General features: G+C 75.0%; 12 protein-coding genes, 1 tRNA gene and 1 pseudogene. 5 read left to right on the top strand and 9 right to left on the bottom strand.

The features are described 5' to 3' along the window. The coding region (locus WCS02_RS09750; RefSeq protein WP_340292491.1) for a hypothetical protein at positions 1-279 on the bottom strand (279 nt) is incomplete at its 3' end. A gap of 157 nt (positions 280-436) precedes the next feature. On the opposite strand from WCS02_RS09750, the gene WCS02_RS09745 reads away from it, so the two are divergent. Then, positions 437-3,040, top strand: a complete 2,604-nt coding sequence (locus tag WCS02_RS09745) for a M14 family zinc carboxypeptidase (protein WP_340292489.1) — start codon at positions 437-439, stop codon at positions 3,038-3,040. Positions 3,041-3,077: 37 nt separating this feature from the next. Here WCS02_RS09745 and WCS02_RS09740 read toward each other — a convergent pair whose 3' ends face one another. Both WCS02_RS09740 and WCS02_RS09735 read right to left on the bottom strand, forming a co-directional pair. Continuing rightward, a complete protein-coding gene (locus WCS02_RS09740; RefSeq protein WP_340292487.1) occupies positions 3,078-3,344 on the bottom strand; it encodes a MoaD/ThiS family protein in 267 nt (88 codons plus the stop codon). Positions 3,345-3,364: 20 nt separating this feature from the next. Next, positions 3,365-4,543, bottom strand: coding sequence for a WD40/YVTN/BNR-like repeat-containing protein (locus WCS02_RS09735; RefSeq protein ID WP_340292485.1), 1,179 nt, complete (start codon positions 4,541-4,543; stop codon positions 3,365-3,367). Positions 4,544-4,688: 145 nt separating this feature from the next. Between WCS02_RS09735 and WCS02_RS09730 the strand changes: the two genes are divergently transcribed. Next, positions 4,689-5,381, top strand: a complete 693-nt coding sequence (locus WCS02_RS09730) for an SDR family oxidoreductase (protein WP_340292483.1) — start codon at positions 4,689-4,691, stop codon at positions 5,379-5,381. A 69-nt stretch (positions 5,382-5,450) separates the two neighbouring features. On the opposite strand, the gene WCS02_RS09725 is transcribed toward WCS02_RS09730, so the two are convergent. From WCS02_RS09725 to WCS02_RS09715, 3 genes and pseudogenes are all read right to left on the bottom strand, one after another. Continuing rightward, positions 5,451-6,953 (bottom strand): MFS transporter, encoded by a 1,503-nt coding sequence (locus tag WCS02_RS09725; RefSeq protein ID WP_340292481.1) that lies wholly within the window; start codon positions 6,951-6,953, stop codon positions 5,451-5,453. 187 nt (positions 6,954-7,140) lie between these two features. Further along, a pseudogene (locus WCS02_RS09720) lies at positions 7,141-8,307 on the bottom strand (RtcB family protein). A 43-nt stretch (positions 8,308-8,350) separates the two neighbouring features. Continuing rightward, positions 8,351-8,422, bottom strand: a tRNA-Arg gene (locus tag WCS02_RS09715). A 174-nt stretch (positions 8,423-8,596) separates the two neighbouring features. Between WCS02_RS09715 and WCS02_RS09710 the strand changes: the two genes are divergently transcribed. Further along, the gene (locus WCS02_RS09710) at positions 8,597-9,472 is read left to right on the top strand and encodes an SIR2 family NAD-dependent protein deacylase (RefSeq protein WP_340292479.1); all 876 of its coding nucleotides are present in this window, start codon (positions 8,597-8,599) and stop codon (positions 9,470-9,472) included. 6 nt (positions 9,473-9,478) lie between these two features. Next, positions 9,479-10,192, top strand: a complete 714-nt coding sequence (locus WCS02_RS09705) for a metallophosphoesterase family protein (protein WP_340292477.1) — start codon at positions 9,479-9,481, stop codon at positions 10,190-10,192. 31 nt (positions 10,193-10,223) lie between these two features. On the opposite strand, the gene WCS02_RS09700 is transcribed toward WCS02_RS09705, so the two are convergent. From WCS02_RS09700 to WCS02_RS09690, 3 genes are all read right to left on the bottom strand, one after another. Beyond that, positions 10,224-13,136, bottom strand: coding sequence for a vitamin B12-dependent ribonucleotide reductase (locus WCS02_RS09700; protein ID WP_340292475.1), 2,913 nt, complete (start codon positions 13,134-13,136; stop codon positions 10,224-10,226). 113 nt (positions 13,137-13,249) lie between these two features. After that, positions 13,250-13,711, bottom strand: a complete 462-nt coding sequence (nrdR, locus tag WCS02_RS09695) for a transcriptional regulator NrdR (protein WP_340292473.1) — start codon at positions 13,709-13,711, stop codon at positions 13,250-13,252. A gap of 462 nt (positions 13,712-14,173) precedes the next feature. Beyond that, complete coding sequence (locus WCS02_RS09690; protein ID WP_340292471.1) at positions 14,174-14,785, bottom strand: LysM peptidoglycan-binding domain-containing protein; 612 nt, start codon at positions 14,783-14,785, stop codon at positions 14,174-14,176. Positions 14,786-15,107: 322 nt separating this feature from the next. On the opposite strand from WCS02_RS09690, the gene WCS02_RS09685 reads away from it, so the two are divergent. After that, positions 15,108-15,458 (top strand): LexA family protein (locus WCS02_RS09685; protein ID WP_479688802.1); only part of this gene is annotated, 351 nt, incomplete at its 3' end.

Raw genomic sequence — 15,458 nt, 5'->3', positions numbered from 1 at the left:
CTCGCCCCCGCCCGGCAGCCGTGCGGAGCCGGCGTCCGCCGGGACGCCTGCGGTCGGCGCGCCGGCCGCGACGGGCTCGTCGGCGAGCGGGACCGGGCCGGGGCCCACGCCGACAGGCCGCGGGACGCCGCCGGTGTCCCCGTCGCGCGACAGCGCCAGCGTCAGCCACACGGTCATGACGACCAGCAGGACGAGGGCGGCCACGACGGCGACGCGCACGGCGACGGACTGGACGTCCACGTCACGCCAGGCAGGACGGCTTCCGGTGGTCATGCTCATGAGGGGGGTCTCCTCGGTGCGCGGGTGGTGCAGCGGCGACCACGAGCAGTCACCGACCGGTCGGTCGGATCCTTGTGGCGGTCACCCGGTCGGACCATAGTGACCCATCGTTCCCTGACGGTCACCCCAATCCCACGTGCACGCTGAGAGGTCACCTGTGAACAGACGACGTTGGGTACCGGCCGCCGCCGCGTCCGTGCTCGCGCTCTCCCTCGTCCCGGGCGCGCAGGCTGCCCCGCCCGAGGACCGCACCACCCGCGGCTCCGCCGAGGAGGCGGCCACGGCCGTCGGCCAGGGCCGGGCGGCCCAGGTCTCCGCCGCGCGGTCCTCCGCCGCCGCGGCGAGCACCGCCCCCGGCAGCCTGGTCGCCGCGCCCCGGCTGCCGGGCAAGCCCCGCAACGACGTCATCGAGGACGTGCCGGTCGACCCGGCCGACGCCTCCCTCCCGCTCAACCTCGTCCCTTACCACGAGTTCGCGCCCCGGCTGCGGGCGCTGCAGGCCAGCGAGCGCGTGAGCGTCGAGGTCATCGGCCAGAGTGCCAAGGGCCGCGACCTGCACATGGTCGTCGTCACCTCCCCCATGACCGACGCGGAGTGGGCCGAGTGGCAGCGGCTGTCCGACCTGCGCTCGGAGGACCCGGTGGCCGCCGCGGCCCTGCAGGCCTCGGGCGGCTACGACGGCTGGAAGACGCCGCTGTTCGTCAACGACAACATCCACGGCAACGAGTGGGAGGGCACGGACGCGGCCTTCGGGCTGCTGGACGAGCTCGCCTTCTCCGAGGACGAGGCCGTCGCCCGCCTCGCCGACGAGCACGTCATCGCGGTCGTCGTGTCGATGAACCCGGACGGCCGGGTCGCGGCGACGCGGGCCAACGGCAACGGCTTCGACATGAACCGCGACTTCATCACCCAGTCGCAGGCGGAGGTCCGCGCGCTGCGCGACCAGCTCATCCGCTACGAGCCGCTCACCATGATCGACCTGCACGGCTACGTCGCCCGCACCCTCATCGAGCCCACGACCGGCCCGCACGGCGAGAACTACGAGTACGACCTCTACATCCGCAACGCCCTGCGCAACGGGCTGGCGATGGAGGCCCAGGTCGTGGCCGACAACGCCGCCGACCTCGCGCCCTACTACGGCGGCTCCTACACCGCCGCGGAGATCCCGTTCCGCGACTACACCGACGGCTGGGACGACTGGCCGCCGATCTTCACGCCGATGTACGCGATGCTCCACGGCGCGGTCGGGCACACCATCGAGTTCCCCCTCAACCCCCGCGGCGCGACGCTCACGCAGGACGAGCGCTGGAACCGCACGCGGATCAACACCGGCGTCGCCCGGTCCGCCATGGAGGCGAACCTGGCCTGGAGCAACGAGAACGCCCCGACGCTGCTCGCCGACCAGATCGAGCAGTTCCGCCGCGGCGAGGCCGGTGAGCCGTCGCGCCCCATCGACGACCCGCTGGCGCTGGACCTGGGCACCGACGCGGGCGACCCCGACGACCCCACCGACGACATCGACAACACCGCGACGCTGCCCCAGGACTACCCGCGCGCCTACGTCGTGCCCGCGGGCGAGGCGCAGCGCAGCGAGACCGCGGCCGCGCGCGTCGTGCAGTTCCTGCTGGACAACGACGTCGAGGTCCACCGCACCGTGGGCACCACCACGATCGGCGGGACGCGCTACGCGGCGGGCTCCTACGTCGTGGACATGCACCAGGCCAAGCGCGGGATGGCGAACACCATCCTCGACGTGGGCGAGGACGTCACCGAGCTCTACCCGACCATGTACGACATCTCTGCGTGGAGCCTCGCCTCGCTGTGGGGCGCGGACGTGGACGTCGTGCAGGACGGGTCGCTGCCGGAGGACCGGCTCGACGAGGTCGACGAGGCGGCTGCCACCGGCAGCGTCCCCGCCGGCCGCCGGCCCGCCTACGTCCTGTCGGTCGACAGCAGCGAGGGCGTCGCGGCGGTCAACCGGCTGGTCGCCGAGGGCGCCGAGGTCACCCGGCTCGCCGACGGCACCTTCCAGGTCCGCGCCGACCGCGCCCTCGTCGCGGCCGTCGCCGCCGGGACCGGCGTCGACCTCACCGCCGCCCGGCAGGGCCGGCTCCGGCCCGGCCAGACCGTCGCCGCCACCCGGGTCGCCGCCGCGGCGTCCGACCAGGAGGTGTTCGCGCTGCGCGGGATGGGCTTCGAGGTCACCCCCGTGACCACCGCCGGCTTCAACGACGGCACGTACGGCTTCGGCGACTTCGACGCCCTGTACGTCGGCACCGGCACCCTCGACCCCACGGCGCTCACCGGCGCTGCGGCGTCGGGCTTCTCGGCCTTCCTCGCCGACGGCGGCAACGTGGTCGGCCGGGGCGCGGGCGGGGTCACCTTCAACAGCCGGGCCGGGCTCCTGCCGGTCACCGCCACGGCGGCCCGCTCCGACGCCAACGGCATCGTCGCGGTCGTCAACGACCCCGCCTCTCCCCTGACCGGCGGCGCGCCCGACGAGTCCTTCGTCAGCTCCCCGCGCTACTTCTCGGGCGTCGGTGCCGGGGTGCGCGTCGACCAGCGGCTCGCGACCGGCGACTTCTTCCTCGCCGGGCACTGGGTCGGCCAGGAGGAGGCTGCCGGCCAGCCCGTCGTCGTCAGCGGGGTGTCCGCCCAGGGCGCCGAGGTGGCCCTGTTCGCCACCGAGCCGCTGTACCGCGGCCACCCGCAGGGGCTCTTCCCGCAGGTCGCCGCCGCGCTGTGGGGAGGGGTCGCCTGACCCGTGACCCCCGGTCCCGGACGGACGACCGGGGGCGCTAGCCCCCGGCCACCGACTGGATGACCTCGACGGCCTGGCCGCCCCGCACCGGGGTGGCCAGGCCGTCGGCCTGCCGCACGTCGGTCCCGTCGACGTAGACGTTGACGAAGCGCCGCAGCGCGGCCGTCTCGTCGCGGACCCGCCGCTCCAGCGCGGGGTGGCTCGCGCGGAGCCCGTCGAGCAGGCCCCCCAGGGTGGCGTCGGCGGGAGCGGGCAGCTCGAGCTCGCGCTGCCCCCCGGCGTCGGCCGACAGCACCCGGGGCACCCGCAGCCGGACGGTGCCCACTAGGCCCCGACCGGCGCCGCGGCACCCCGGACGACGGCGGCGCGGACGCTGAGCACGTCCGGCAGGCCGCGGGCCACCTCCACGAAGGAGCGGCCGCCGTCCGCGGAGGCGTAGACGTCGCCGCCGCGGGTGCCGAGGTACACTCCGGTCGCCCCGTCGTCCTGCCCGCCGACCGCCCCGTCGACCGCCCCGTCAGCCGCGTCGCCGTCCTGCCCGCCGGGGGCCGTCCCGGCGTCGTCGACGCACGCCGCGTCCCGCAGCACCGCGTTCCAGCACCCGTCGGGCAGGCCCTGCCCCGACGCTGTCCAGGTCGAGCCGGCGTCGTCGGAGCGGTGCACCTGCAGCCGCCCGCCCGGTGGCACCCGCTCGCCGTCGGCTACCAGGGGCACCACCCAGACCCGGCCCGCGGTCGCGGGGTCGGCGAGCACGACGAAGCCGAAGTCGCTCGGCAGCCCGTCGGCGATCGACACCCACGTGTCCCCGGAGTCGTCGCTGCGGTAGACGCCGTGGTGGTTCTGCGCGTAGAGCCGGGCGGGGTCGCCGGCGTCGCGGGCGATCTTGTGCACGCACTGGCCGAACTCGGGCGCGGGCCCGGGGAAGAAGTACGCCGAGATGCCCGAGTTCCTGGGCTGCCAGGACCCGCCGCCGTCCTCGCTGCGGTAGACGCCGCCCGTGCTCATCGCCACGTGCACCGTGCCGTCGACGGGGCTCGGGAGCACCGAGTGCGCGGCCGCCCCGCCGTACCCGGCACCCCAGTGCTCGCGGTGCGGGTGGTCCCACAGCCCGCGGACCAGGTCGAAGTGCTCGCCGCCGTCGGTCGAGCGCCACAGCGAGATGGGCTCGCAGCCGGCCCACACGACGCCCGGCCGGTCCTCGCCGTCCGGCTGCAGCTGCCAGATCCGCGCCAGCGCCGCGCCGTCCCCCTCGTCGAAGCGGATGCTGCCGCGCTCCGGCTCCGACCACGTGGCGCCCAGGTCGTCCGAGCGCAGCACCGAGGGTCCCCAGTGCTCGGACCGGGTGCCGACGAGCAGGCGGGTGGAGCCGCCGCGGGTGTCGACGGCGACGCTGGGCACCTCCTGCATGAGCAGGAGCGGGTCGGACAGCCGCCACTCCCGGCGGTCCTCGCTCGTGGCCAGCCACAGGCCCTTGCGCGTCCCGATGCACAGCACGACGGTCATGGGTTTACTCCTCGGTCTCGGGTGGGCACTGCACCGGGTGACCGTCCGGGAGGCCGGGACTGATCGGTCGTCCGGCTGCGGCCCGGCGCGCACCTGACGGCCTCCGCGGGCCCGAGCCGTCGGCAGCACCCTGGAAGGCACACCCATGAAGGTCGTCATCGCCGGAGGCCACGGCGCGGTCGCCCGCCTCACCGGTCGCAGGCTCGTCGAGACCGGGCACGAGGTCCTGGGGGTCGTCCGCGACCCCGCCCACGTGGAGGACCTCACCGCCGACGGGATGGGTGCCGCCGTGCTCGACCTCGAGCAGGCCCGCACCGCGGAGATGGCGGCGCTGCTCGCCGGCGCCGGGTGCGTCGTGTTCGCCGCCGGGGCCGGCCCGGGCAGCGGCGCCGCCCGCAAGGACACGGTCGACCGGGGCGCCGCCGTGCTGCTCGCCGACGCGGCCGTGCTGGCGGGCGTGCGCGCCTACCTGCTCGTCTCCAGCGCGGGCGTGGAGTCCGTGCGCGACGGGGCCGAGCCCGACGGCGTCGACGAGACGATGCTCGCCTACCTGCGCGCCAAGCTCCGGGCCGAGGACGAGGTGCTCGCCCGCGCCGACCTGGACGTGCTCGTGCTCCGCCCCGGCCACCTCACCGACGACCCGCCCACGGGCAGGGTCCGGCTGCGGGCCGATGCCGTCGAGGGCAGCGTGCCGCGCGCCGACGTCGCCGAGGTGCTCGCGGAGGTGGTCGAGCTGGTCGAGGCCGGGACGCTCCCCCGGGCCACCGTGCTGGAGCTGGTGGGCGGCGAGGAGCCCGTCGTCGAGGCCGTCACCGCCGGGCTGGGCCGCCAGGACTGACCCGGCGGGGCCGGCCCGGGCGATCGCCCGCGCTCGGTCAGGCTGCCCGGGGCGACCGCCTGCGGTGGGTCAGGCGGCCCGGGCACCCGCCGTGGCGGCCGGCACCATCACAGGTGGCGCGCCGGGCGGGGGGACGGTCGCCGGGTGGTCGTCGGCAGGCGTCCGCTGGGCGGGGACACCGGGGACGCCCGGCACCGGGGCGGTGTGCTGCGGGCGGGCGACGGCCGACGGGTCCTCCGCCGGTCCGGCGTCCCCTGCGCCGTGAGGCTGCTCCGTCGGCTCGGCGGGCTGCCGGACCAGGCACGCCCCGCCGACCAGGACGGCCGGCACCATGACGAGGACGAGCGCCCACAGGACCGGCACGAGCTCGGCCAGCCCGCCGGCCACCACGGCGGCGAGGGCCTGACCCGCGGTGGTCGCGCCGACGATGACGCTGATGGCCACGGCCCGCAGCTCGCGCGGCAGGCGGGGCCCGCCGACGACGTTGGCGGGCGTCGTCGCCACGAAGAGCAGCCCGGCCACGACGAACGCCGCGACGCCCAGGGCGGCGGCGACCCACCAGGACAGGGAGCCGGCGACCGGTCCGCCCACGAGGTCGGGGGCGTGGACCAGCGTCGCGGCCCACCCCGCGGCGGCCAGGCCGGCGACGGCGAGCGCGGGCAGGGCCGTCAGGCGGGCCGTGGTGCGCAGCAGGGACGACGCGCTGCCGTCCAGGGCCACCCGCGCCGTGCCCACCAGGGTGAGCGCGGTCGTGGCCGCGAGCAGGACGGGGGCCAGCCACGAGGCGCCGCCGAGGTCCCGCACGGCCCAGACGACGAGCAGGGTCTCCGACGCCGTCGCGGAGAAGGTCGCGCCGAGGGTGAGGACCACCGCGCGCCGCACCGTGGCGTCCCCGAGGACGACGGCGACGGCGGCACCGGTCGTCCCGCCCGCTCCCCCGGTCGCGCCGGCCGTGCCGCCGGTCGTGGTGCCCGTGGTGCTGGCGGGGTCCCGGGAGGGCAGCGGCGGCAGGCCGGTGAGCACCGCGGCCGAGGCCACGAAGGTCACCGCGTTGACGGCGAGGGCGGTCGAGGGGTCGCCCACGCCGAGCGCGAGCGCCCCGAGCAGGTACCCGACGAGGACGGTGACGTCCTGCGTGATGCCGGTGAGCGCGACCGAGGGCCCGTACCGGTCGGGGTCGACGAGCTCCACCTGCGCGGCGGACCGGGCGCCGGCGAACGCCGGGGAGGCCAGGCCTGCCACGGCGGCCAGCGCCACCGTGACGCCGACCGGGGCGGGCACGAGGAGCAGGAGGAACGCGGCGGCACGGACCAGGTCGGCGCCGACCATGACCGTGCGGCGGTCCAGGTGGTCCACGAGGCCGGCGACGAGCTGGCCCGGGCCGAGCCACGCGACCAGGGAGGCGCCGACGGCGGCACCGGCCCAGGCCGCGGACCCGCTGCGGTCCATGACGAGGACGACCAGGGCGAGCCGGGCCGCCCAGTCGCCGATCTCGCTCAGCACCTGCGAGGCCCAGAGCTGGCGGAAGCCACGGTCGGCCAGCGGCCGCGCGAGGTCCAGGACCCTGCTCATCCGTCCCCCCTCGCCTGCCGCGGGGCCCGTGCCGTGGACCGGCTCCGACCTCCGTGCTGGGGGTCATCGGCACGCCGGCCCCCGGACGTGAGCGCCGACATCGACCGGTTCGTCCCGCCGGGCGCCACCGGCCGGCCCCGCGGGCAGTGGCCGGCTCGGCCCCGGGGGGGCCGGACCGGCGTGGGGGTCACTCGCCCTTGACGTTGACGACCTGGCGCAGGGTGTGGCGGACCTCGACCAGGTCCGCGGCGTCCGCCATCACCTGGTCGATGTCCTTCTACGCGGCCGGGATCTCGTCGACGAACGCCTCGGTGTCGCGGAACTCGATCCCCGCCATCGCGGTGCGCAGCTCCTCGACGGAGAACGTGCTGCGGGCCCGGGTCCGCGAGTACGCCCGGCCCGCCCCGTGGGGCGCGGAGCACAGCGAGGCGGTGTCGCCCCTGCCGACGACGACGTAGCTCGCCGTCCCCATCGACCCCGGGATCAGCCCCATCGTGCCCTCGCCCGCCGCGATGGCCCCCTTGCGGGAGACCCAGACCTCGCGGCCGGCGTGCGTCTCCTGCTCGGTGTAGTTGTGGTGGCAGGAGATGCGCTCCTGCTCCACGACCTCGCGGCCGGCCCACCGGCGCAGGCAGCCCAGGACGCGGTCGAGCATCTCCTCGCGGTTGAGCAGGGCGTACCGCTGCGCCCACCGCAGGTCGCGCACGTATGCCCAGAACTCGTCGGTGCCCTCGACGAGGTATGCCAGGTCACGGTGGGGCAGGTCGACGTACCAGCGGGCGCACAGCTCCTGGGCGACGGCGGTGTGGCGCTGGGCGATCCTGTTGCCCACCCCGCGCGAGCCGGAGTGCAGGAACGCCCACACCCGGCTCTCCTCGTCCAGGCTCACCTCGATGAAGTGGTTGCCCGAGCCGAGGGTGCCCAGCTGGAGCCGCCACCGGGCGGCGAAGCCGTCGTAGCCGACCTCGGCCAGGTCCTCGAGCTCCGCGACGCGGGCCGCCGCGGTCTCGGTGAGGCTCCGGTTGGCCTGCCCTGCCGACAGCGGCACCTCCCGCTCGACCGCGACCCGCAGGTCCCGCAGGTCCCCGCGGGCGCGCAGGTCGTCGGCGGTGAGGTCGGTGCGGGCGGCGACCATGCCGCAGCCGATGTCCACCCCCACCGCCGCCGGCATCAGGGCCCGCGAGGTGGGGATGACGGAGCCGACGGTCGACCCCTTCCCGACGTGGGCGTCGGGCATGAGGGCGACGTGGGGGTGCACGAACGGCATGGACGCGGTCCGGCGGGCCTGCGCGAGCGTGGCGTCGTCGACGACCGACGCCCAGCTGAGCAGCCGGGGACCGGCGAGGGTGGGCACGGGACTGTCCTTCCTGTCGGGGGTGGTGCGACGTCTCGTCGCGTCCGCCCGGCAGGACTCGAACCTGCGTCCCCGGCTCCGTAGGCCGGTGTCGTGTCCTCTGGACCACGGGCGGTGGTGGACCGCCCGGCACCCCCGGAGGGGTGCGTGCGGCTCAGCGCGGCTTGTCGCCGTGCTGTCGCTCGTCGGTCCTGGGACTGCCCACGCCCCGATGGTGGTGGGCCGGCCGCCCACCGGGCAACGGGATATCGAGCCCCACCGGTGCCGGTCCTCGGGCACCATGGCGCGGGTGAGCCTGGAGGTGCGCGTCGACCGGTCGACCGACCCTCGACTGGCCGGCGTCCCTGCCCTGGCCCGCACCCTGTCGTCGGCGCGCCGGGTCCTGGTCCTCACGGGCGCGGGCACGAGCGTGGCCAGCGGCATCCCCGCCTACCGGACCCCCGACGGTCCCGCGGGCGGCGCGACCGCCCCGTACGACGCCGACGATCTCCCGGTCGAGCTCGACGGCACCCGGCTCCCCGGGTCCCTTCCCCGGCTGTGGCAGGCCTGGGGGCCCCGCCGCGCCGAGGTCACCGCGGCACGTCCGAACGCCGCCCACCTCGCCCTGGCCGGCTGGGTGGCGGGGTCCCCGGCGGGCACCGTCCGCACCCTGGTCACGCAGAACGTCGACGACCTGCACGAGCGCGCGGCGGGGCTCGACGTCGTCGTCCCGGACGCCTCCGCAGGACGGGGCCCTGTCGAGGTCCCCGTCGCCCACCTGCACGGGCAGCTGCTCGTGTCCCGCTGCACCCGCGACCCCGGCTGCCACCGGGCGGTCGACCGGGAGCCGTGGGCGGGGCCGCCGCCCTGCCCGGCCTGCGGCGCCCCGTTGCGGCCGGACGTCGTGCTCTTCGGCGAGCCGGTCGCCCTGGACGCGCAGTGGCAGGCCCGGTCGGCGGTCCGCGGCTGCGACGTGCTGCTCGCCGTGGGCACCAGCGGGCTGGTGAGCTCGGCCAGCAGCCTGCTGCGCTACGCCCGCGACGTGGGGGCGCTCACGGTGGCGGTCAACCCCGACGACGTCGCCCCCGACGGGCTGCCGCTGCACGGGAGCACCGCGAGCCGCTACGAAGTCCACGTGCGGGCGACCGCCGAGGCGGCGCTGCCGGTGCTGCTCGGCGAGGGCTGACCCGCCATGGCGTCGCCACCGCCCACCGTGCTCGGCCTGGTCGGCGACCCGCACGCCGAGGACGAGCTCCTCGAGCATGCGCTCGACCTGCTCGCCGTGCACCAGCCGGACGTGCTGCTGTGCACCGGTGACGTGGTCGACGGCCGGGGCGACGTCGACCGGACCGTGCGCCTGCTGCGCGACGCCGGCGTGGTCACGGTCCGGGGCAACCACGACCGGTGGCTCCTGGAGGGAGAGGCCCGCGACCTGCGTCACGCCCACCGGGCGGACGACCTGGATGCCTTGACCAGGACCTGGCTCGAGGGCCTGCCGGCCGCCGTCCGGCTGCCCCTGGGTGTGCCCGGCGGGCTGCTGCTGTGCCACGGGCTGGACGACGACGACATGAACCGGCTCCGCGCCGACGACGTCGGCTACTCCCTGGAGCAGAACGAGGTCCTGCTGCGGCTGCTCGAGGAGGTGGTCCCGCCGGCGGTCGTCGTCAAGGGCCACACCCACCGCCCCGGCGCCGCCCGGTTCGGGCTGGGCACCGACGCCTGGGGGCTGCCCGTCCCGCGCGCCGGCGGGGACCTGCTCGTGGTGGACGCCGGGACGCTCACCCGCGACCACGGCCCGACCTGCTCCGTGGTCGACCTGCGCGGGGGGAGCCTGACGCGCTACGACCTGCTGACGGGAGGCCACCGGACCTCTCCCCTGCCGACGCAGCCCGCCCCGGCCCCCTGACGGGGACCGGGGCAGGCCGACGGCGGACGGGTCAGCTGCAGCCGCTGGTGGAGCCGCAGCCCTCGCAGACGTAGCAGCTGCCGGCGGGGCGCATCTTGACCCCGCACGTCAGGCACATCGGGCTGTCCTGGGTCCGGCCCTGGATGGCCTCCATGAGCTCGGTCGAGGAGTGCACCTGCGCCGGGACCGGCTTGACCGCCTCGGCGACGGGCGCCGTGGCCGGCGTCGTCGACGGGGCGACGGGGGCCGGGGCGGCGGCCTTCACCGGCGCGGACTGCGCGAGGGAGTCCGCGGCGAACGAGCCGTCGTCGCCGAGGTCGTCGTCGTCGGACAGCTCCTCGTAGACCCCGGTCTCGAGCTGGCGCTGGCGCTCGTCGGCGGTGTGGATGCCGAGGGCGGAGCGGGTCTCGAAGGGCAGGTGGTCCAGCGCCAGGCGGCGGAAGACGTAGTCCATGATCGAGGCGGACATGCGGACGTCCGGGTCGTCGGTGAGACCGGCCGGCTCGAAGCGCATGTTGGTGAACTTCTCGACGTAGGTCTCCAGCGGCACCCCGTACTGCAGGCCGATCGAGACGGCGATGGAGAAGGCGTCCATCATCCCGGCGAGGGTGGAGCCCTGCTTGCTCATCTTGAGGAAGAGCTCGCCGAGGCCGTCGTCCGGGTAGGACGAGCTGATCATGTAGCCCTGCGCGCCGCCGACGGTGAACGACGTGGTGCTGGCGGGGCGCTTCTTGGGCAGCCGGCGGCGGACCGGCCGGTACTCCACCGTCACCTGCGCGGCGCTGGCGGCGGCCGCCTTGTCGGCGGCGGACGCGCCGCCGCTGGTGCTCGCGGAGGACCCGCTGGACAGCGGCTGGCCGACCTTGCAGTTGTCGCGGTAGACGGCCAGCGCCTTGAGCTGGGAGCGCCAGCCCTCGAGGTAGACCTCGGCGACCTCGTCGACCGTGGCGTCCTCGGGCATGTTGACGGTCTTGGAGATGGCGCCGGACAGGAACGGCTGGACCGCCGCCATCATCCGGACGTGGCCCATCGGCTTGATGGAGCGGGCGCCGATCGCGCAGTCGAAGACCTCGTAGTGCTCGGGCTTGAGGCCGGGCGCGTCGGTGACGTGCCCCTTCTCGCCGATGTAGGCGACGATCGCCTCGACGGTCTCCTCCGTGTAGCCGAACTTGCGCAGCGCGCGCGGGATCGTCTGGTTGACGATCTGCATCGACCCGCCGCCGACCATCTTCTTGAACTTGACCAGCGAGAAGTCCGGCTCGATGCCGGTCGTGTCGCAGTCCATCATGAAGCCGATGGTCCCGGTGGGGGCCAGCACGCTGGCCTGGCTGTTGCGCCAGCCGTTGACCTCGCCGAGCTTGTTGCCCTCGGCCCAGGCCTTGGTCGCCAGGGCGTGGACCGACTTGTCGAGGGTGTGCATCCCGCGCACGGAGTCGTTGGCCGCGGCGTGCTTGCGCATGACGCGCTGGTGGGCCTCGGCGTTGCGGGCGTAGCCGTCGTACGGGCCGACGACGCCGGCCAGCTCGGCGCTGCGCTTGTAGGACACGCCGGTCATGAGGCTGGTGATGGAGGCGGCGAGGGCGCGGCCGCCGTCGGAGTCGTACGCCAGGCCGGAGGCCATGAGCAGCGCACCCAGGTTGGCGTAGCCGATGCCGAGCTGGCGGAAGGCGCGGGTGGTCTCGCCGATCGGGTCGGTCGGGAAGTCGGCGAAGCAGATGGAGATGTCCATCGCGGTGATGACGAGCTCGACGCTCTTCGCGAACTGGACGGCGTCGAAGCTGCCGTCGTCCTTGAGGAACTTCAGCAGGTTGAGGCTGGCGAGGTTGCAGCTGGAGTTGTCCAGGTGCATGTACTCCGAGCACGGGTTCGAGGCGTTGATCCGGCCGGACTCGGGCGTGGTGTGCCAGTCGTTGATCGTGTCGTCGTACTGGATGCCCGGGTCGGCGCACTCCCAGGCGGCGGTGGCGATCTTGCCCCACAGCGTGCGGGCGTCGACGGTCTCGATGACCTCGCCGGTGCTGCGCGAGCGCAGGCCGAAGCCGGTGCCGTCCTCGACGGCGCGCATGAACTCGTCGGAGACGCGGACGGAGTTGTTGGCGTTCTGGTACTGGACGCTGGTGATGTCCTTGCCGCCGAGGTCCATGTCGTAACCGGCGTCGCGCAGCGCGCGGATCTTGTCCTCCTCGCGCGACTTGGTCTCGACGAACTCCTCGATGTCGGGGTGGTCGACGTCGAGGACGACCATCTTGGCCGCGCGCCGGGTGGCGCCGCCGGACTTGATGGTGCCGGCGGAGGCGTCGGCGCCACGCATGAAGGAGACCGGGCCGGACGCGGTGCCGCCGGAGGACAGCAGCTCCTTGCTGGAGCGGATGCGGGACAGGTTGAGGCCCGCGCCGGAGCCGCCCTTGAAGATGCGCCCCTCCTCGCGGTACCAGTTGAGGATCGAGTCCATCGTGTCGTCGACGGCGAGGATGAAGCAGGCGCTGACCTGCTGCGGCGCGGACGTGCCGACGTTGAACCACACGGGGCTGTTGAAGCTGAACACCTGGTGCAGGAGCATCCACGTCAGCTCGTGCTCGAAGACCTCGGCGTCCTCGGCGGTGGTGAAGTAGCCGTGCTCCTTGCCCGCCTTGGTGTAGGTGAGGACGACCCGGTCGATGAGCTGGCGCAGGCTGCGCTCGCGGTTGTCGGCGCCGACCGCACCGCGGAAGTACTTGGTCGTGACGATCGAGGAGGCGTTGACCGACCAGAAGTCGGGGAACTCCACGCCGCGCTGCTCGAAGATCGTCTCGCCGGTCTTCCAGTTGGTCTGGACGACGTCGCGCGTCTCCCACGTCACCTGGTCGTACGGGTGGACACCCGGGGTGGTCCACACCCGCTCGACGGTGAGCCCGCCGGTGGCGGCCCGGGCCTTGGTGGTGCGCTTGGACGTGGTCTCGGTCATCTGTCCCCTGCTCTCTGGCGGTCTGTGGTGTGTCCGTGCCTGTGTGTCCGTGCAGGTGGTGCCCATGGTCCCTGGCGGGTCCGACGGTGCGGCCGGCGTGGTGCCCGGCGCTGTCAGGTGGTCTGCTGCTCCCGCTCGACGCGGAGCAGGGTGATGGCCGACTCGAAGTCCTCGAGGGAGTCGAAGGCCTGGTAGACGCTCGCGAAGCGGAGGTAGGCCACCTCGTCGAGGTCGCGCAGCGGCGGCAGGATGCTGAGGCCGATCTCGTGCGCCTCGATCTCTGCGGCGCCGGTCTGGCGGACCTGCTCCTCGACACGCTGGGCCAGCAGCGCCAGGTCGTCCTCGGAGACGGGACGGCCCTGGCAGGCCTTGCGGACGCCGGCGACGACCTTCTCGCGGGAGAAGGGCTCGGTGGCGCCGGACCGCTTGACCACGGTGAGGCTCGCCGACTCCAGCGTGGTGAAGCGTCGGTCGCAGTCCTGGCACTGGCGGCGGCGGCGGATGGCCGTGCCGTCCTCGGTCACCCGCGAGTCCACGACGCGCGAGTCGCCGTGACGGCAGAAGGGGCACCGCATGGGAGAGGCCTCGTCTCGTGGGAGGGTGCCGCGCGCCCCCGACCCCGTCCTGCTGTGGACGAGCCTGTGGGCAACCTGTTGACAGTGCGGCGTGTCGCTGTGGACGGGCTGTGGACCAGATGTGGACGAACCACAGCCCTGTAACTACTAGATGTTGTGCTTACCGTAACAGCCGACCACTGGAACGCAAGCGCCCCGGCCGCGCTTCCCGACTCGCCGCCGTGACCTGCGGAGTCGTCCTGGGAGGCGGTGCGGCGAGCTCTCGCAGGACCCCCTCGGTGCGGACGGCTGGGGGTGCCGGGGGACGACGGAGGGCCCGTCGGGGATTCCGACGAGCCCTGTGCCGACGACGTGGCCGCTACGCGCGTTCCGGCGGCCCGGTCGGCCCGGTCGGCCCGGTCGGCCCGGTCGGCCGCGCGACCGCTCCCCCGCGCGGTCCCGGCGAGCGACCGCCCCAGCCTGTCAGCCGACGGGGACGCGCACCTCGGTGCCGGCCTGCACCCCGGCCGAGCCGAGGTCGTTGAGCTGGACGATGTCCGCGACGACGGAGCGCGGGTCGCGCTCGGGCGCGTGGTCGCGCGCGAGCTGCCACAGGGTGTCCCCGGGCGCCACGACCACCGCGACGGTCTCGGTGGGCAGCGTCTGCGCGCCCGCACCGCTGAGCACCCCGGCCCGGCCGTCCCCGGCGGACGCACCCGGCGCTACCGTCGCGGCCAGGGCCACCCAGGCCAGGACGAGCCCTGCCGCGAGGACCGCGGTCGCCACCCCGAGCACGATCAGCCGCACGACCCGGCGACCGCGTGCCGTGAGCACGAGCGCGCCGGCCGACGGGGCCGGGCGGGCCGCCCGCACCGCGGGGCGCACCGGGCGTGCGGCGAGGCGTTCGGCGGCGGAGGTCCCGCGGGTGGTGGCCGCTGCGCTGCGGTCCGGGCCCGTGGTGCGGGTCAGCGTGGTGCGGGTCGACGCGGTGCGGGTCGGCGCGGTGCGGGGGGCGCCGGCAGCGCGGGCAGTGCTGGTGGAGCTGGTGCGGGTGGTGACGGCGGTGCGGACGGGGATCAGGGTGGCGGTGCTCATGGTGTGCTCCTCCGGACGCGTGTTCGAGGCCGGGGCGGCCGAGTCGAACAGGTGTACCTTAACCTCAGGTCGAGACTTTGTCGAGCAGGTGTTCGAACGGACGGGTGTCCCCGCAGGTCGGAGGCCGTCGACGGCGCCCCGGGACCGCGGCTCGACCGGGAACGCGCACCACGCCGCGACACGCGGTCGGACACGCGCACCGCGGTGCTTGTGGACAGGTGTTCGACGGCCTAACTTCATGATCAGAGCCAACACGGGGGGTCGGACACAACTCCCCGGACCACCTGAGCACCGGGCCACCGCCCGAGCAGAGGAGCCCGTCATGCCCAGCACCGACCTCGACGGCCTGACCCCCCGCCAGCGGCTGGTCCTCGACGCGATCCGGGACGCGGTGCAGACGCGGGGCTACCCCCCGTCGATGCGGGAGATCGGCGAGCTGGTCGGCCTCACCTCGCCCAGCAGCGTCGCCCACCAGCTGGCCACGCTCGAGCGCAAGGGCTACCTGCGGCGGGACCCCAACCGCCCCCGCGCCATCGAGGTCGTCCACCCCGACGACGGCCGGCGTGCCCGCACCCCCTCCGCCGTCCCGGCGCAGCAGGCGCCGTCCGCCGACGACGCGGCGGCGTCGGCCGAGGTCGCGCCCGCCGGGCCGGCACAGCCCCAGCCGTCGCTG

The organism is Aquipuribacter hungaricus (assembly GCF_037860755.1).
GTDB classification, from domain to species: Bacteria; Actinomycetota; Actinomycetes; order Actinomycetales; family JBBAYJ01; genus Aquipuribacter; species Aquipuribacter hungaricus.
The sequence above is the reverse complement of the archived record's forward strand: the minus strand, read 5'-3'. Positions and strand labels throughout refer to the sequence as shown.